Origin of the sequence: Microbacterium nanhaiense (assembly GCF_014646015.1) — a bacterium.
In the GTDB taxonomy this organism is placed as follows: Bacteria; Actinomycetota; Actinomycetes; order Actinomycetales; family Microbacteriaceae; genus Microbacterium; species Microbacterium nanhaiense.
In genome coordinates this window covers 453,115-470,120 of the sequence record NZ_BMMQ01000001.1, presented here as the reverse complement: position 1 = coordinate 470,120, position 17,006 = coordinate 453,115, and the positions used below count along the sequence as shown (strand labels likewise).

13 protein-coding genes and 5 tRNA genes are annotated in these 17,006 nt (G+C 67.6%); 6 read left to right on the top strand and 12 right to left on the bottom strand.

What is annotated here, in order from left to right:
- Positions 1-15 precede the first annotated feature (15 nt).
- The 8 genes from IEX05_RS02355 to IEX05_RS02320 form a co-directional block, all read right to left on the bottom strand.
- On the bottom strand, positions 16-573 hold the full coding sequence (locus tag IEX05_RS02355) for an HIT family protein (RefSeq protein ID WP_229661074.1): 558 nt from the start codon (positions 571-573) through the stop codon (positions 16-18).
- Positions 570-2,513: a threonine--tRNA ligase gene (thrS, locus tag IEX05_RS02350; protein ID WP_229661092.1), complete on the bottom strand. Its 1,944-nt coding sequence runs from the start codon at positions 2,511-2,513 to the stop codon at positions 570-572. The genes IEX05_RS02355 and thrS overlap by 4 nt, the downstream gene beginning before the upstream one ends.
- 97 nt (positions 2,514-2,610) lie before the next feature.
- Complete coding sequence (locus IEX05_RS02345; protein WP_373286275.1) at positions 2,611-3,276, bottom strand: DedA family protein; 666 nt, start codon at positions 3,274-3,276, stop codon at positions 2,611-2,613.
- Between the two features lie 116 nt (positions 3,277-3,392).
- Positions 3,393-3,465 (bottom strand) — tRNA-Gly (locus IEX05_RS02340).
- Between the two features lie 23 nt (positions 3,466-3,488).
- A tRNA-Val gene (locus tag IEX05_RS02335) sits at positions 3,489-3,560 on the bottom strand.
- A 21-nt stretch (positions 3,561-3,581) separates the two neighbouring features.
- Positions 3,582-3,655, bottom strand: a tRNA-Cys gene (locus IEX05_RS02330).
- Between the two features lie 53 nt (positions 3,656-3,708).
- Positions 3,709-3,781: transfer RNA gene (locus IEX05_RS02325), tRNA-Gly, on the bottom strand.
- A 150-nt stretch (positions 3,782-3,931) separates the two neighbouring features.
- Positions 3,932-4,005 (bottom strand) — tRNA-Val (locus IEX05_RS02320).
- Between the two features lie 118 nt (positions 4,006-4,123).
- Between IEX05_RS02320 and IEX05_RS02315 the strand changes: the two genes are divergently transcribed.
- Positions 4,124-5,134: a YdcF family protein gene (locus tag IEX05_RS02315; protein ID WP_188699768.1), complete on the top strand. Its 1,011-nt coding sequence runs from the start codon at positions 4,124-4,126 to the stop codon at positions 5,132-5,134.
- 17 nt (positions 5,135-5,151) lie between these two features.
- On the opposite strand, the gene IEX05_RS02310 is transcribed toward IEX05_RS02315, so the two are convergent.
- The 4 genes from IEX05_RS02310 to IEX05_RS02295 form a co-directional block, all read right to left on the bottom strand.
- On the bottom strand, positions 5,152-6,129 hold the full coding sequence (locus IEX05_RS02310; RefSeq protein ID WP_188699767.1) for an aldo/keto reductase: 978 nt from the start codon (positions 6,127-6,129) through the stop codon (positions 5,152-5,154).
- Positions 6,130-6,243: 114 nt separating this feature from the next.
- On the bottom strand, positions 6,244-7,500 hold the full coding sequence (locus tag IEX05_RS02305; protein WP_188699766.1) for an ammonium transporter: 1,257 nt from the start codon (positions 7,498-7,500) through the stop codon (positions 6,244-6,246).
- Positions 7,501-7,621: 121 nt separating this feature from the next.
- Complete coding sequence (zapE, locus tag IEX05_RS02300) at positions 7,622-8,659, bottom strand: cell division protein ZapE (protein ID WP_188699765.1); 1,038 nt, start codon at positions 8,657-8,659, stop codon at positions 7,622-7,624.
- A 6-nt stretch (positions 8,660-8,665) separates the two neighbouring features.
- Positions 8,666-9,850, bottom strand: a complete 1,185-nt coding sequence (locus IEX05_RS02295; protein ID WP_229661073.1) for an alpha/beta hydrolase family protein — start codon at positions 9,848-9,850, stop codon at positions 8,666-8,668.
- A 46-nt stretch (positions 9,851-9,896) separates the two neighbouring features.
- Here IEX05_RS02295 and IEX05_RS02290 point away from each other — a divergent pair, with 46 nt between their 5' ends.
- The 5 genes from IEX05_RS02290 to IEX05_RS02270 all read left to right on the top strand — a co-directional run bounded on the left by IEX05_RS02290 (position 9,897) and on the right by IEX05_RS02270 (position 17,005).
- A complete protein-coding gene (locus tag IEX05_RS02290) occupies positions 9,897-10,475 on the top strand; it encodes a DUF3000 domain-containing protein (RefSeq protein WP_188699763.1) in 579 nt (192 codons plus the stop codon).
- A gap of 4 nt (positions 10,476-10,479) precedes the next feature.
- Positions 10,480-11,712 carry an HRDC domain-containing protein gene (locus tag IEX05_RS02285; protein WP_188699762.1) on the top strand — a complete coding sequence of 411 codons (1,233 nt, stop codon included), beginning with the start codon at positions 10,480-10,482 and terminating at the stop codon, positions 11,710-11,712.
- Between the two features lie 79 nt (positions 11,713-11,791).
- Positions 11,792-12,994, top strand: coding sequence for a thiolase family protein (locus IEX05_RS02280; protein WP_188699761.1), 1,203 nt, complete (start codon positions 11,792-11,794; stop codon positions 12,992-12,994).
- Between the two features lie 5 nt (positions 12,995-12,999).
- On the top strand, positions 13,000-15,135 hold the full coding sequence (locus tag IEX05_RS02275; RefSeq protein WP_188699760.1) for a 3-hydroxyacyl-CoA dehydrogenase NAD-binding domain-containing protein: 2,136 nt from the start codon (positions 13,000-13,002) through the stop codon (positions 15,133-15,135).
- Positions 15,136-15,358: 223 nt separating this feature from the next.
- Entirely contained in the window at positions 15,359-17,005 is a 1,647-nt protein-coding gene (locus IEX05_RS02270; protein WP_188699759.1) for an ABC transporter substrate-binding protein, read from the top strand.
- Position 17,006 lies beyond the last annotated feature (1 nt).

The following is a 17,006-nucleotide window of genomic DNA, read 5'->3' as shown; positions in this document are numbered from 1 at the left end:
GCCTGGCCCGCGCGCCTACGCGGGCCAGGCGGCGTGCAGCGATTCGCGCACGTCGCCGAGCAGCTGGGGCAGCGCCTTCGTGCGGGCGACGATCGGGAAGAAATTCGCGTCCGACCGCCAGCGGGGCACGATGTGCTGGTGCAGGTGCTCCTCGACGCCGGCGCCCGCCGCCTCCCCCTGGTTCATGCCCAGGTTGAAGCCGTGGCATCCCGAGGTCAGGCGCAGCACGCGCATGGCCGTCTGCGTGAGGTCCGCGATCTCGGCCGTCTCCTCCGGGGTTGCCTCGTCGTAGAGCCCGACGTGACGGTAGGGGCACACCAGCAGATGTCCGGCGTTGTAGGGGAAGAGGTTGAGCAGCACGAAGGCGTGCGTGCCCCGATGGACGATCAGTCCCTCGTCGTCCGACTTCCCCGGTGCGGCACAGAACGGACATCCGCTCCCGCGGTTCGCGTCCGCACCGGCTTTAATATATGCCATCCGGTGCGGGGTCCACAGCCGCTGGAATGCGTCCGGGACCCCACCGAATTCGCTCGACGGTTCGAGACCGGCGAACTCCGCCCGCGGATCGTTCACGCCGTCTCCAGTACGGCGTCCTCGTCCTTCAGCACGAGCGTCTTGCGTGAAATTAGCTCGCTAATGAGCGCGACTGCCTCGTCGATCGGCACGCCGTTTCGCTGGGATCCATCGCGGAAGCGGAACGAGACCGTTCCTGCGGCGCGATCCTGCTCGCCCGCGATCATGATGACGGGCACCTTGTGCGTCGTGTGCGTGCGGATCTTCTTCGGCATGCGGTCGTCGGAGTGGTCGACCTCGACGCGCACGCCGGCCTCCCGGAACTTCGCTGCCGCATCGTTCAGGTAGTCGCCGTATTCCTCGGCGACGGGCACGCCCATGATCTGGACGGGCGCGAGCCACAGCGGGAAGTCGCCCGCGTAGTGCTCCAGCAGGATCGCGAAGAAGCGCTCGATGGAGCCGAACAGCGCGCGGTGGATCATAATCGGCCGCTGCTTGGACCCGTCGGCCGCCGTATATTCGAGACCGAAGCGCTCCGGCAGGTTCGGGTCGACCTGCACGGTCGAGAGCTGCCAGACGCGTCCGAGCGCGTCGCGCGTCTTCAGGTCGATCTTCGGGCCGTAGAACGCCGCCTCACCGGGAACCTCGGTGAGCTTCAGACCGCTGGCCAGCGCCACGTTGCGCAGGGCGTTGGTCGAGTCTTCCCAGAACTCGTCGGACCCGATCCACTTCGACTTCTCGTCGTCGCGCATCGACAGCTCGAGCTCGAAGTCGTTCAGACCGAAGTCGCGCAGCATCGAGATGATGAATTCGAGAACCTTCGTCACCTCGCCCTCGAGCTGCTCGTGGGTGACGAAGAGGTGGGAGTCGTCCTGCGTAAAACCGCGCACGCGCGTGAGGCCGTGCAGCGCACCGGACAGCTCGTTGCGGTACACCGTACCGTTCTCCGCGAAGCGCAGCGGCAGGTCGCGGTAACTGCGCGCGCGCTCCTTGTAGATGAGGATGTGCATCGGGCAGTTCATCGGCTTGAGATAGTAATCCGCGCCCTGCTTGGTGACGTGCCCCTCGTCGTCGCGCTCCTCGTCCATCCGGATCGAGGGCCAGATGCCGTCGGCATAGGTCTCGAGGTGCCCGGAGATGTTGAACAGGTCTCCCTTGGCGATGTGCGGCGTGTAGACGTAGGTGTAGCCGTTCCGGATATGCTCCCGGCGGGCGTGCTGCTCCATCTCACCGCGGATGATGCCGCCGCGCGGGTGCCACACGGACAGGCCGGAGCCGATCTCCTCGGGGAAGGAGAAGAGGTCGAGTTCGCGCCCGAGCTTGCGGTGATCGCGCTTCGCCGCCTCGGCGAGGCGGTCCTTGTACGCGACGAGCTCGTCTTTCGTCGGCCAGGCGGTGCCGTAGATGCGCTGCAGCTGCGGGTTCTTCTCGCTGCCGCGCCAGTAAGCGCCCGCGACGCGCATCAGGTCCCAACCGTTGCCGATGACGCGGGTCGTCGGAACGTGCGGTCCGCGGCACAGGTCACTCCATGCCGTCTCGCCGGTCTTCGGGTCAACGTTGTCGTAGATCGTCAGCTCGCCCGCTCCGACCTCGACGCTCGCGCCCTCGGCGGCTTCCTTCTTGCCACCCTTCAGGCCGATGAGTTCGACCTTGAAGGGCTCGTGGGCCAGCTCGGCGAGGCCTTCTTCGTCCGTGATGGCGCGGCGCACGAAGCGCTGCCCCTCCTTGACGATCCTCTGCATCTCCTTCTTGATGGCCTTCAGGTCGTCCGGCGAGAACGGCTCGTCGACCTGGAAGTCGTAGTAGAAGCCGTCCGTGATGAACGGGCCGATGCCGAGCTTCGCGGAGGGCTTAAGCCGCTGAACCGCCTGGGCGAGCACGTGAGCCGTCGAGTGGCGCAGGATGTTCAGGCCATCCTCGCTGTCGATCGTGACCGCATCGACCGTCTGCGTGTCCGTCACCTCTGCCGCGAGGTCCTTCAGCGTTCCGTCGACGCGCATCGCGACGACGTTCTTTTCGGGGAACAGATCAAATCCAGTGGTCACCCGAACAGTCTAATCGCGACCGTGCCCGCGCCGCGTCACGCGGATCCCACCCTCAGACCTCGCCGCCCGCGCTCTTGGCCTTGCGCGCCTTGAGCACCGCACCGATGACGATCGGCAGCACCGACACGAGCACGATCACGATCGCGAGGACATCGATGTTGTCGCGCACGAGCGGAATCCCGCCGAGGAGTGCACCCGCGAGCGTCATGCTGCCCACCCAGAGCACGCCGCCGCCGAGGTTCCAGAACAGGAAGCGTCGGTACGGCATCGCCGCGGTGCCTGCGGCGAGCGGAACATAGGTCCGCACGATCGGGACGAAGCGTCCGAGCACGAGCGACACCCCGCCGTACCGCCGGAAGAACGCTTCCGCCTCGGCGAGGTGAGCGGTCTTCAGGATCCGCGCATCATCCGTGAAGAGCCGGCGACCGAAGCGGCGCCCGAGGACGTACCCGACCTGGTCCCCCAGGAACGCCGCAGGGATCCCGACGAGCAGGATCTGCCACCAGGTGATTCCCAGCGGGCCCGCGAGGATCGCGGCCGTCACGATGAGGGAGTCGCCCGGGAGGAATGGGAAGAGCACGCCGGACTCGATGAAGATGACGAGGAACATCCCGATCAGCACCCACGGGCCGAACGACTCGAGGATCCGCTCGGCGTCCGGAACGATGCTCAGTGTCGGAAAGGTGGCGGCATGCGCCAGGAGATCCCAGTGATTCACGCTTTTCCCATCGGTGTCGATCCGCGACGCGCCACCGCGCGCCGCCCCCAGTATTCGGGAACGGGCCTGTAAAGCCCCGCAACGCGAAAACGGGGCCCCGAAGGGCCCCGTATCTGAGCGGATGACGAGACTCGAACTCGCGACCCTAACCTTGGCAAGGTTATGCGCTACCAACTGCGCTACATCCGCGTGAACTTCTTCTCAGAAGCTCGTGCGCGATACTGGGATCGAACCAGTGACCCCTTCCGTGTCAGGGAAGTGCGCTACCGCTGCGCCAATCGCGCCTATCAGGCTGTTCAATTATATGGAGGTGGCGACGGGACTCGAACCCGTGTAAACGGCTTTGCAGGCCGGTGCCTAGCCTCTCGGCCACGCCACCGTGGTGCAGGAATCGAACCCGCGCGCCTGATCCCCGAAGGGATCCTGCACTCGAGCGGATGACGAGACTCGAACTCGCGACCCTAACCTTGGCAAGGTTATGCGCTACCAACTGCGCTACATCCGCGTCATCTCCAACCTTTCGGCCGGCGACTCGTTAAACACTACCCCCTCGGCAACCGTGGCACCAAACAGGGCGCCGAGTCGGGCGTGTCAACCGGTGAAGAGGATGCAAAAGACCGGATCAGGATACGGCTCCTGATCCGGTCTTTATCGGTGGGCGATGCGGGACTCGAACCCACGACCTCTTCGGTGTGAACGAAGCGCGCTAACCAACTGCGCCAAACGCCCATGTGAAATTTTTCGCACCCTTGGGCACAAGAAACAATAGTACATAGGCGCGGGACATGCGCATAACCGAGCGCACGCCCGGGAGTGTCCGGCCGCGCTCGATCACTACGCTGGAGACATGCTCACCCTCGCGCTCGGCGTCGTCTTCGCGGTTCTCTACGCGGTCTACCGGAGGAAGGATCCGCGGCTACTGCGCAACGGCGTCTTCCTGACGGCCGCGGTGGTGTTCGGGGTGCTCGGTGTCCTGCTGATCGCGGCGCCGCACAGCCTGGTCGCGGCTCTCCTCCTCGGGCTCCTCGGCCTCGCCGTGCCGGTCAGCATCGTTATCTTCGGAATCGGCCTCATCCGCAACGGGTTCACGATGATGAAGAAGGAGGGCCGGAGCCTCGGCAACCGCCTGTCGCTTCTGCTCGGCATCGCCGTGCTGGTACTGCCGGTCATCTCCGTCGTTCTGGTGATCGCGCTGAAGGTCCCGGGCTTCTTCCTCGCGTCGCTCATCGCGTTCGTCTCCGCCTACGCGAGCCTGGCCTTCGTCTCCTTCGCGATCTACTCGATCGTCTACGGGCGCATGCGCCACGACATCGACCCGGTCGCGATTGTCGTCCACGGATCCGGGCTTGCCGGCGGGGCGGTGCCGCCGCTCCTGCGGGGCCGTCTCGACCGCGGGATCCGGGCGCACTACGCGGAGTATGTCCGCGGCCGGCGCCCCCTGATCGTGCCGTCAGGAGGGCAGGGTTCGGACGAGACGCGCCCCGAGGGCGAGGCGATGGCCGAGTACCTGCGCGAGCAGGGAGTCCCGGAGGACCTGATCGTTCCGGAGACGCGTTCGACGACGACCGCGGAGAACATCCGCATGTCCGCCGATCTGCTCGCCGATCTCGGCCGTCCCGGGCCGATGCTGCTCGTGACGAGCGACTACCACGTGCTCCGCACGGCATCGCTCGCCCGTCGGATGGGCGTTGAGGCCCAGGTCGTCGGCTCGCGCACGGCGCGCTACTACGTGCCGAGCGCCTTCATCCGGGAGTTCATCGCCCTCATCGTCGAGAACCGCATCGTGAGCATCGTGGCGCTCCTGCCGTTCGTCGTGCTATTCGTGAGCCTCGCGATCACGACGCTGTCGCTCGGCTGAGGCGTTGCACCCGTGCACTAGCGGCGACGCGGGGCGAAGGTGACGTAGCCCGTCCCGGTCCCCTGTCCCACGATCTCGTCGATGGCCTCGAGCTCGGCCGTGGACGGCGTCCACTGCACCGACTTCGCGTTTGCGACGACCTGCTCGGGCCTCGTGGCGCCCGCGATGATCGTGTCGACGGCAGGCTGTGCGCGGAGACCGCCCAGCGCCACCTCGAGCATCGAGATGCCGCGCTCCTCCGCGAAGCTCCGGAATCCCTCGATCACATCCCAGCGCGCGGTGTCGAATCGCGAGGTCTCGGTCGCGAGGCGCGTGCCCTCGGGCGCCCTGTCGGCCTTCGCGTACTTTCCCGTCAGCAGGCCGTAGGCGAGCGGGAAGTACGGCAGGAGGCTCATGCCGTAGTGCTCGAGGGCCGGGACGAGCTCGGCCTCGGCGCTGCGGTTGTAGAGGGAGTACTCGTTCTGCGCCGTGATGAAGTGCTCGGATCCGATCGCCTCGGCGATCCGCGCGGCGTCCGCGACCTCCCACGCCGTGAAGTTCGAGCATCCGATGTAACGGACCTTGCCGGCCTGCACGAGGTCGGTGAGCGCCTGCAGGGTCTCCTCGATAGGGGTGATCCGATCGGGCGTGTGAAGCTGATAGAGATCGATGTGGTCGGTGCCGAGTCGCGACAGCGAACCGTCGACGGCCCGCGCGATGTAGCCGCGACTGGCGCGGTTGGACAGCGCGCCGGGGTACGTGTCCCCCATGTCCATTCCGAACTTCGTCGCGATCACCACCTCGTCGCGGTGGGAACCCAGAGCCTTCCCCAGCAGAGTCTCCGAGGCGCCTGCGCCGTAGGCGTCGGCGGTGTCGAAGAAGTTCACGCCGTTGTCGAGCGCCGCAGCGACGACCGCCGTGGTCTGATCCTGGTCGATGCGCCGCCCGAAGGCGTTGCACCCGATGCCGAGCGCCGAGACGACGAGCCCGCTGTGTCCGAGAGGAGCGTATTCCATACCCTCACGCTATCGTGGCCCCGACCCCCGCGCCGATGGATCTGTCCCGGAACGCCGAATCGGGACCCGTGGTGCACACGGATCCCGATTCGGGTGATGATGCGACGGAGGTTCTCAGCGCGTGAGCTGGCCGTTGGGCTCGAAGGAGTAGCCCTCCTCGCCGTGCACCGAGACGTCGATTCCGGCGATCTCGTCTTCGTTCTTGACGCGGAAGCCGATGGTCTTCTGGATCGCGAAGCCCAGGATGAGGGCGACGACGAACGAGTAGACGAAGGTCGCCACGGCTCCGATGACCTGAACGACGAGCTGCTGCACGCCGCCGCCCATGAACAGGCCCGTGTCGATCGCGAAGAAGCCCAGGTAGACGGTGCCGATGAAGCCGCCGACGAGGTGGACGCCGACAACGTCGAGCGAGTCGTCGTAACCGAGCTTCCACTTGAGCTCGACCGCGAGGGCGCAGGCGACGCCGACGATGAGACCGAGGAGGATGGCCCAGAGCGGCTCGAGGTGGGCACAGGCGGGGGTGATCGCCACGAGGCCGGCGACGGCGCCCGAGACGGCGCCGACGGAGGTCGCCTTGCCGTTCTTCAGCTTCTCGGCGATGATCCAGCCGAGGATCGCGGCCGCGGGGCACACCATCGTGTTGACGATGATGAGGCCGGTCTGCAGGTTGCCCTCTTCACCGAGCGGGGCGAAAGTGAGGCCGGCGTTGAATCCGAACCAGCCGAACCACAGCAGCGCGCCGCCGAGCATCACCAGGGGGACGTTGTGCGGCTTGTTGATGGTCTTCGCGAAACCGACGCGCTTGCCCAGAACGATTGCGAGGGCGAGGGCCGCGGCGCCCGCGTTGATGTGCACGGCGGTGCCGCCCGCCCAGTCGATGACCTCGACGCCCGAGTCGGGGAACATCATGGATCCGAGGTTGTAGATCCAGCCGCCGCCCCACACCCATGCCGCGACGGGGAAGTACACGATCGTCGCCCAGAGGGCCACGAACACCATCCAGGCGCCGAACTTCGCGCGGTCGGCGATGGCACCCGAGATGAGCGCGACCGTGATGATCGCGAAGGTGGCGCCGAAGGCGACCCCGATCGTGGCCTCGCCCGTCGGGTCGTTCGCGGTCGTCGTGCTGAGCGCGAAGTCCGCGAACGGGTTACCCGCGAAGCTCCAGCTCGACTCGACCGAGCTCATGCTGAAGCCGAAGAGCACCCAGAGCACGGCGACGAGGCCGAGCGCACCGAAGCTCAGCATCATCATGCTGACGACGCTCTTGGCCTTGACGAGACCGCCGTAGAAGAAGGCGACGCCCGGCGTCATGAGCAAAACGAGCGCGGTTGCGATCATCAACCACGCGAGTTGTCCGCTGTCCATGGGAAGTCCTTACGAGTCGGAAAAAGAGGAATGACCTCATATTCCCGAGCGCGCGTTTCCCGCAGCGTGTGCTGATGGTTTCCGTCGTGTTACACATGACCGCCCGTGTTACGGGCGCGTGTCAGGCGTGCGTAGATGCGACCAGTCGCGAGACGGCGCGCAGGTACTTCTTCCGGTACCCGCCGGCGAGCATGTCGTCCGAGAACACCTTGTCGAGCGGAAGGCCCGTCGCGCGAATGGGCAGTTCGGCGTCGTAGACGCGGTCGATGAACGCCACGAAACGCAGTGCCTCCGACTGGTCGGTGATCTGCCGGACCTCGCGCAGACCGATCGCCTCGACGCCTTCGATGAGGCGGATGTAACGCGAGGGGTGCACGTGCGCGAGGTGCGCGAGGAGGTCGTCGAAGCGATCGTCGGAGACTTCCGAGCCGCTCGCGCCGAGCGTTGCGGAGTACTCCTCCGCCGGGACCACCGCGGCGCCCTCGTCGAGGGAGCGCTGACGGTAGTCGACGCCGTCGATGCGGATCGTCTGGAAACTGTCGGACATCGACTGGATCTCACGCAGGAAGTCCTGCGCGGCGAAGCGCCCCTCGCCGAGGGCGTTGGGCGGAGTGTTGCTCGTGGCGGCCAACCTCGTCCCCGTCTTGACGAGCTCACCGAGCAGGCGCGTCATCACCATCGTGTCGCCCGGGTCGTCGAGCTCGAATTCGTCGATGCACAGCAGCGCGGATCCCGTCAGCAGGTCGACCGTGTTCTTGTAGCCGAGCGCACCGACGAGCGCCGTGTATTCGATGAAGGAACCGAAGTACTTCCGTCGCGCGGGCATCGCGTGATAGATCGACGCGAGGAGGTGGGTCTTGCCGACTCCGAAGCCGCCGTCGAGATACACGCCCGGCTTCATCTCCGGCTCGGCCGGCTTCTTCTTGCGTCCGAAGGAGAACAGTCCGCCGCGGGCGACGGGCTGCGATCCGCCCGTCGCGAAACGCTGCAGCAACGCCTTCGACTCCTGCTGCGAGGGGTACGCGTCGTCGGCGCGATAGGTCTCGAATGTCGCATCGTCGAACTGCGGCGGCGGAACGAGACTCGCGAGCATCTCTTCGCCCGTGAGGCGCGGGTCGCGCGAGGTGAGCTGAACGGTCGTGGCCTGGGCGGAAGTCATCACCTTTTAGGATACGCGCTCGACACCGAGCTTCCGCTCGCGCAGCCAGGAGCGGAGCAGCTCGCTCCACCGCTTCTCGTCGTAGTTCCAGAGCTTGGTGTGGCGCGCCTCGGTGTACGACGCGAGCGTGACGAGATCGGGACGCGCGTCGGCCAGGCCGCGCGAGGCGGCGGACGGTACGAATCCGTCGTCATCGCTGTGCAGAAGGAGGATCGGGTGGGTCAGCTCTGTCGCGCGCGTGACGATGTCGAGGTCGTTCAACGAGATCGCGTTGCCGGCGCGCACCACGCGCGACCACGACGGCATCGTGAGCTGCCGCAGCGCGATGTGCGCGACCGGCCCGGGGACCCGCAGCTCGCGCGCCTGGTAGCCCAACACCGTTCGCCAGTCGACGACGGGCGAATCGAGGATGATGCTGTCGATGCGGTCGGCGTACGCCGTGCGGAGCGATGTCTGCAGGACGATCGCGCCGCCCATCGACCAGCCCATGAGCACCACGCGCTCCGCGCCGTTGGCGAGGGCGTACTCGATCGCCGCGTCCACGTCTCGCCACTCGGTCGCACCCAGCCCGTAGCGGCCGGAGTCGCTGCGCGGCGCCTCGCCGTCGTTCCGATACGACACGGCCAGGCTCGTGACGCCGGCGGAGCGGAACACGGGCGCCGCACGCAGCGTCTCGGATCTCGTCGTACCGCGGCCATGGACGCTGATGACCCAGGTGGCGGGGTCGCCGCCGGCCGGTGCGGGGAAAAGCCACGCGGGGCACTCCCCCACGGGCGAGACGACCGACACCTCGCGATACGGGATGTGCAGTTCGCCCGGATGCACGAAGTACCATCCGCTGAACGTCGCGGCGCGTCCGATCCTCTCCCCCTCCCCAACCTCCGTGAGCAGCTTCCGGGTGGCGGTCTGATCGGTTTCGGAGAGCAGCGCCCCGATCTTGAGGTAGTCGTGCGATCCGTTCACGAAGAGCCCGTAGCGACCGGGAAGCACCGTGTCGGGCGTGCGCCGCAGCGTGATCGTCTGGGCCTTCGTGTCGACCCCCAGCACCTCGGTGTCGGCGAGCCGCCGGGTGACCGGGGTGACGACCTTGCGGGCGATCGCGAAAGCGACGGCCGTGCCGCCGACGATCACCCCGGCACCAAGCGCCGCTGTGGCGGCAAGAGCACTGAGTACGCGTGGGCGATGGGCCACGGCGCGCCTGGATCTCCTGAGCACAAGATCAGCCTAGTCTGACCGCGTGAGTGACGTCTCTCCCGCCTTCGAGGCCGCGGCCGCCGCGCTCCGCCGCGCGAGCTTCCGGCCCGATCTGGCCGTGCGGGAGATCCCTTCGCCGAGCGGAGTCGCACCCCACAGCATCGCCTTCGCGGGCGACGTCCGCCCGGACTCCCACGGAGACTCCCCATACGGCACGGGACGATTCCTCCTCCTGCACGACCCCGATGAGCCGGAGTCGTGGGGCGGGCCGTGGCGCATCGTCGCCTTCGCGCAGGCGCCGCTCGAGCTCGACATCGGCACGGATCCGCTCCTCGCGGACGTCGCCTGGTCCTGGCTGACCGACGCACTCGCCTCCCATCACGCGGCGTACCATTCGGCGGCGGGAACGGCCACCAAAACCGTCTCCCGCGGATTCGGATCGCTTGCCGAGCAGGGCGACGGCTCGCAGGTCGAGTTGCGCGCCTCCTGGACGCCGGATCCGCCGTCGGTGCGGCACATCGAGGCGTGGGCCGAGCTCGTGTGCATGCTCGCCGGGCTCCCGCCCGGATCGGAGAACATCGCGATCCTGAGGCCCGGTCTGCGTCCTCCCCGCTCGACCTGAAACAATGGTCGACGCACACTCTCCGTCCGAGCCGAGGAGCATCGCCATCACGTACCGCGTCATCGACACCGCAGAAGACTTCCTCGTCGCCTGTCGCGCCCTCGCCGCGGCAGACGGCCCCGTCGCGGTCGACGTCGAGCGAGCATCCGGTTTCCGGTACTCCTCACGCGCGTACCTCATCCAGGTCTTTCGGCGCGGCGCCGGCGTCTTCCTCTTCGATGCCCCGGCCATCGAGGACTTCTCGCCTCTCATGGACGCGATCGGCGATGCCGAGTGGGTCTTCCATGCCGCGACGCAGGATCTGCCGTCTCTTCGCGAAATCGATCTCGTGCCGCAGCGCATTTTCGACACCGAGCTCTCGGCGCGTCTCCTGGGATGGCCGGGCGTCGGCCTCGGCGCGGTCGTCGAGCGCACGCTCGGCATCGTGCTGAAAAAGGAGCACTCGGCCGCGGATTGGTCGACGCGGCCGCTCCCGCAGGCGTGGCTGGAGTATGCCGCGCTCGACGTCGAGCACCTGCTCGACGTGCGGGACGTGATCAGCGAGGAACTCGAACAGACCGGCAAGGCCGAGTGGGCGACGGAGGAATTCGCCGACGAACTGCACCGCGCGCCCAAGCCCGCACCAGCCGAGCCGTGGCGCAAGCTGAACGGCCTGCACAAGATCCGCGGCCGGCGGGGCATGGCGATCGCGCGCGCCTTCTGGACATCGCGCGACGAGCTCGCCCGTTCGACCGACACCGCCCCGGGGCGACTCGTGCCCGACCGAGCCCTCGTCGCCGCCGTCGCCGCCAACCCGAAGACGAAGGCCGAACTCGGCGCCCTTCGTGAGTTCACGGGGCGCGCCAGCCGCTCGGAGCTCAACCGGTGGTGGCAGGCGTTCGTCGACGGCCGCGCGGATACGGACATTCCCCTCGAGCGCGTGCCCAGCGACGCGCTCCCGCCCGTGCGCGCCTGGGCGGGCCGTCGTCCCGAAGCCGATGCGCGGCTGAAGGCGGCCAGGCCCGCGATCGAGGCCCACGCGGAATTCCTCTCGATGCCGACGGAGAACCTCCTCACCCCGGAGCACCTCCGCCGCGTGTGCTGGTCGCCCCCGGAACCGGCGACGGCCGACGCGGTTGGCCGTGCGTTGACGGCGCTCGGCGCTCGCAGCTGGCAGGTCGCACAGACGGCGCCACTCATCGAGCGGGCGTTTGTGCAGGCGACGCAATCGGCGGGCGAAGGGCTCGAAAGCGCTTAGTAGCTTCGAACCAACCGGCTCGCCCCGGCCGCCTGAGGACGCCATAGGCTGGCGGTGTCCACCAATCTCAGGAGGCAAAGTGGCCCACCAGACGGATGTCTATTTCGTCGACGGCGTGCGCACCCCGTTCGGGCGCGCGAGCGCAAACGGAATCTACGCACACACGCGCGCCGATGACCTCGCCGTGAAGGCGCTCATCGGACTTCTCGACCGCAACCCGAACGTTCCGAAGGACCTGATCGACGACGTTGCGATCGCGGCCACGAGCCAGACGGGCGATCAGGGCCTCACCCTGGGCCGCACGGTGGCGATGCTCGCGGGGCTTCCGCAGCATGTCCCGGGCCTCGCGATCGAGCGCATGTGCGCCGGTGCGATGACCGCCGTGACGACCATGGGCGCGTCCATCGGCTTCGGCATGTACGACCTGGCGATCGCGGGCGGCGTGGAGCACATGGGTCGCCACCCGATCGGGTCGAACGCGGATCCGAACCCGCGCTTCGTCGCGGAGCGCCTCGTGGATCCGCAGGCGCTCAACATGGGAGTCACGGCCGAGCGGTTGCATGACCGGTTCCCGCAGCTCACGAAGGAGCGCGCCGACCGCTTCGGCATGCTCAGTCAGCAGAAGGCCCAGGCGGCATACGATCTCGGACATATTCAGCCCGACCTGGTCCCGGTCGCCGTGACGGATGCCGACGGCGCCTTCTCGCTCGCGACCGAGGACGAGGGCCGACGCCCGGAGACGACGATGGAGGCGCTCGCGGCCCTGAAGACGCCCTTCCGCCCTCACGGCCGCGTGACCGCGGGTACGTCCTCCCCGCTCACCGACGGCGCGACCGTGAGCCTGCTCGCCAGCAAGCGCGCGATCAAGAAGCACGGGCTCACGCCCAAGATGAAGCTCGTGTCCTTCGGCTTCGCGGGTGTGCAGCCCGAGGTGATGGGTCTCGGCCCGGTGCCCTCGACGGAGAAGGCGCTCGAGAAGGCCGGCCTCTCGATCGACGACATCGGTCTCTTCGAACTGAACGAGGCCTTCGCGGTGCAGGTCCTGAGCTTCCTCGACCACTTCGGCATCGACGATGCCGACCCGCGCGTAAACCCCTGGGGCGGGGCCATCGCCGTAGGCCACCCGCTCGCCGCGAGCGGCGTGCGCCTCATGATTCAGCTCGCCGCCCAGTTCGAGATGCGTCCCGACGTACGCTACGGCCTCACCGCGATGTGCGTCGGCCTCGGACAGGGCGGATCCGTGATCTGGGAGAACCCGTTCTACACGGGCAAGAGGAAGTGACGAAGATGACCGATTACGACAGCCTGGACTTCTCCGAGCTCGAAAGCGCGTCGGTCGACGAGGTCGTCACGCACGCGCTCGTGCGCGACGTGACGCTCGCCTCGGGACGCACGCTCGCGCTCATCACGATGCACAACGGCCGGGATCACCGTCGCCCGAACACGCTGGGCCCGCTGACGCTGCGCGAACTCGCCGACACTCTCGACGGCCTGCGCCTGCGCGCATCGAACGGCGAGATCGATGCCGTCGCCATCACCGGAAAGCCCTACGTTTTCGCCGCGGGCGCGGACCTGTCGCAGATCACGTCGCTGTCGACGCGCGAGCTGGCGCTCAAGATCGCGCAGCGCGGGCACCACGTGCTCGGGAAGCTGGGCTCGCTCGGCGTGCCGAGCTTCGCCTTCGTGAACGGCCTCGCCCTCGGCGGCGGGCTTGAGATCGCGCTGAACTCCACCTACCGGACCGTCGATTCGTCCGCGGCGGCCCTCGGGCTGCCCGAGGTGTTCATCGGCATCATCCCCGGCTGGGGCGGCGCGACGCTGCTGCCGAACCTTATCGGCATCGAGAACGCGCTCGAGGTGATCGTCTCGAACCCTCTGAAGCAGAACCGGATGATGAAGCCTCAGCAGGCGCACGAGCTCGGCATCTTCGACGAGATCTTCGGACCGGCGAACTTCCTCGAAGATTCCCTCGCCTGGGCCGACCGCGTGCTATCGGGAGAGACCGCGGTCGACCGACCCCACGTGCCGGGCAAGATCGAGCGCTCGATCAAGTGGCCGGCGGCGATCAGGATCGCGCGCGGAATGCTCGAGCAGAAGATCGGAACCGTGCCGCTCTCCCCCTATCGCGCGCTCGATCTCATCGAGCAGGCGGCGAAGGGATCCATCGAGGAGGGCTTCGAGCGCGAGGACGAAGCGCTCGCCGACCTCGTCGCGAGCGACGAGTTCGCGGCCTCGATGTACGCGTTCGATCTCGTGCAGAAGCGGGCGAAGCGCCCCGTGGCGGCGCCCGACAAGGATCTCGCGCGCCCGGTGACCAAGGTGGGCGTCATCGGCGCCGGCCTCATGGCGAGCCAGTTCGCCCTGCTCTTCGCGCGGCGCCTTCAGGTGCCCGTCGTCATCACCGATGTCTCGGCGGAGCGGGTGGACAAGGGTCTCTCCTCCATCCGCGACGAGATCGCGAAGCTCGAGCAGAAGGGTCGGCTCGACGGCGATGCCGCGAATCGTCTCCGGGCGCTCGTCACCGGAACGACCGAGAAGGCCGAGTTCTCCGACTGCGACTTCGTCATCGAGGCCGTGTTCGAGGAGACCGCGGTGAAGCAACAGGTGTTCCGCGAGATCGAGCAGTTCGTCGCGGAGGACGCGATCCTCGCGACCAACACCTCGTCGCTCTCGGTCGAGGAGATCGGATCCGTGCTCGCGCACCCCGAGCGCCTCATCGGCTTCCACTTCTTCAACCCCGTGGCCGTGATGCCGCTCGTGGAGGTCGTGCGCACGCCGCAGGCCAGCGATGCGGCCGTCTCGACGGCGTTCGTCGTCGCCAAGGCGCTGAAGAAGAACGCGATCGGATCCGCCGACGCACCGGGATTCATCGTGAACCGCCTGCTTGCGAAGGTCATGGGCGAGGCCGCGCGCGCCGTGGACGAGGGCGCCGCGCTGACCGATGTCGAGCACGCCTTCGGCCCCCTCGGGCTGCCGATGGGGCCGTTCGAGCTGATCGATCTCGTCGGATGGAAGGTCGCCGCGCACGTGCAGGACACGATGGCGACGCACTTCCCCGACCGGTTCTACTCCTCGCCGAACCTGCACGCTCTCGCCGAGCTCGACGCGCCGCTCGAGCGCGACAAGAAGGGGCGAATCACCGGATGGTCGAAGGAGGCGAAGAAGGCCATCGACGTCGGGAGGTCCCCCGCTCGCGCCGACGAGATCCTCCGACGCGTGCAGCACGAACTGGCTCGCGAGATCCGGCTCATGCTGGATGAGGGCGTGGTGCCCGAGGTCGAGGACATCGACCTCGCCCTGATCCTGGGAGCCGGGTGGCCCATGATCGACGGCGGTGCCACGCCCTACCTCGACCGCGTGGGCGCGTCGGCGGAGGCCGCCGGGGGCGACTTCCACACACCGCAGATCCGCGGCGTCTCGTAGGCGTCTCCGTCCCAATCGAATGCCCGCACTCCCTAGCAGGGGGTGCGGGCATTCGTCACGCACGGCGACTCATCACGACACAGTGTGACGACGCAATACGACACAGAACGGAATACGAGCACACACGGCGCAACAGACGTTGTCGCCGCTCGGTGCATCCCGATAGACACATCGATAGCCGCCTCTCGTGCGGCCATCCACCCCGTCTCGAAGGATCCCACCGATGCCCTCTCCCCATGCTCCGTGGCGCCGAATCATTGTGGCCGCCTCCGCACTCGCGGCGGCGGGAACGCTGCTGGCGGCGTGCGCCTCCGACACGCCGAGCTCGACCTCGCCGGGCGGTCAACCGGTCGACGGTGGGGTGCTCGAGCTGTCGGTGTCGGCCGAGCCCGGGTGCCTCGACTCGCACGCGATCTCGGCGACGCAGCAGGCGCTGCTCGGCCGGTTGATCTACGACAATCTCGTCACGCTCGACCGCGACGGCAACCTCGCCCCGGATCTCGCCGATTCCTGGGACATCTCCGACGACGGCAAGACCTACACCTTCCATCTCAAGGAGGGCGTCACCTTCAGCGACGGCTCGCCGTGGAACGCGGAGGTCCTCGGCCAGAACTTGGAACACATGCGGGATCCGGCCACGAAGTCCCCGCTCGCGGCCGCGTACATCGCGCCGTACGTCGACGGAACGGTTATCGACGAGTACACCTTCGAGGCGCATCTGGCGCACCCCTTCACGCCGTTCCTCTACGGCCTCGCCCAGTCGTGGGTGACGATGGAATCGGGCAAGGCGATCACGGAGTCGCCGGAGACGCTGTGCCAGCAGCCGGTCGGATCCGGCCCCTTCGTCGTCGAGGAGTACGTGCCGGGCCAGAGCATCACCTACGTCAAGCGCGACGGCTACGACTGGGCGCCCGAGTGGATCAACGGCGACGGGGAGGCGCACCTGGACGGCGTGAACGTCACGGTCGTGCCGGAGGCCGTGATCCGGTACGAGTCGCTCGTGAGCGGACAGTACGACGCGACCGAGAACCTCCCTCCCCAGAACGCGGAGGCGATCCAGGCGAACGCCGACTTCACCTATGAAAACCTCGTGCGCTCCGGCAGCCCGAACGTTCTCCATTTCAACACCTCGCACGCGCCGTTCGACGACATCCTGGTGCGCAGGGCCTTCGTCGCCGCCGTCAATCGCGAGGCCATCGCACAGGCGCAGGGCTTCGGCACCTTCGACGTCAAGGACACCTTCCTCTCCTCCGACACCGTGTACTACGACCCGACCACGGAGGGGGCTTTCTCCTACGACGTCGACGAGGCGAACGCGCTGCTCGACGAGGCCGGGTGGACGGGCCGGGACTCCGACGGGTTCCGCACGAAGGACGGCGAACGCCTGGCGGTCGTCGTCCCGACGACCGAGTCCGCGACGCCGAGCCCCCTGCTCGTGCAATTGCAGGGCGAGGTGAAGAAGGTCGGAATCGACCTCGTGATCGACCAATTGCCCGCCGCGCAGGTCACGGAGCGCCGCTACGCCGGCGACTACGACGCGCTGAGCGGTGTCTGGCACACGAATACGCCCGACATCCTTTACATCCGCTACCACTCCGACGAGATCACGGGCGAGCGCATCGGCCAGAACGCCTCATATCTCGAGGACGAGACCCTCGACCGGCTCCTCGAGGCGACGCGCGAGGCTCCCGACGGTCCGGAGGCCGAAGCCGCGTACGCCGCCGCCCAGAAGCGCGTGGTCGAACTCGTGCCCGGCCTGCCGCTGTACGAGAACCACAGCCAGTTCGCCTACGCGAACCGGGTGAAGGGCGTCGACATCGACACCTCCCACCCCGTGCCCGTGTTCACCTACGCATGGCTCGAGGGGTGAG

Bases quoted from the DNA above. Each gene is read 5' to 3' on its own strand.
- thrS (WP_229661092.1), bottom strand. From the start codon at position 2,513: ATGCGCGTCGACGGAACGCTGAAGGACCTCGCGGCAGAGGTGACGGAC.
- IEX05_RS02285 (WP_188699762.1), top strand. From the start codon at position 10,480: ATGGTCGACGCACACTCTCCGTCCGAGCCGAGGAGCATCGCCATCACG.
- IEX05_RS02315 (WP_188699768.1), top strand. From the start codon at position 4,124: ATGCTCACCCTCGCGCTCGGCGTCGTCTTCGCGGTTCTCTACGCGGTC.
- IEX05_RS02305 (WP_188699766.1), bottom strand. From the start codon at position 7,500: ATGGACAGCGGACAACTCGCGTGGTTGATGATCGCAACCGCGCTCGTT.
- IEX05_RS02275 (WP_188699760.1), top strand. From the start codon at position 13,000: ATGACCGATTACGACAGCCTGGACTTCTCCGAGCTCGAAAGCGCGTCG.
- IEX05_RS02270 (WP_188699759.1), top strand. From the start codon at position 15,359: ATGCCCTCTCCCCATGCTCCGTGGCGCCGAATCATTGTGGCCGCCTCC.
- IEX05_RS02310 (WP_188699767.1), bottom strand. From the start codon at position 6,129: ATGGAATACGCTCCTCTCGGACACAGCGGGCTCGTCGTCTCGGCGCTC.
- zapE (WP_188699765.1), bottom strand. From the start codon at position 8,659: ATGACTTCCGCCCAGGCCACGACCGTTCAGCTCACCTCGCGCGACCCG.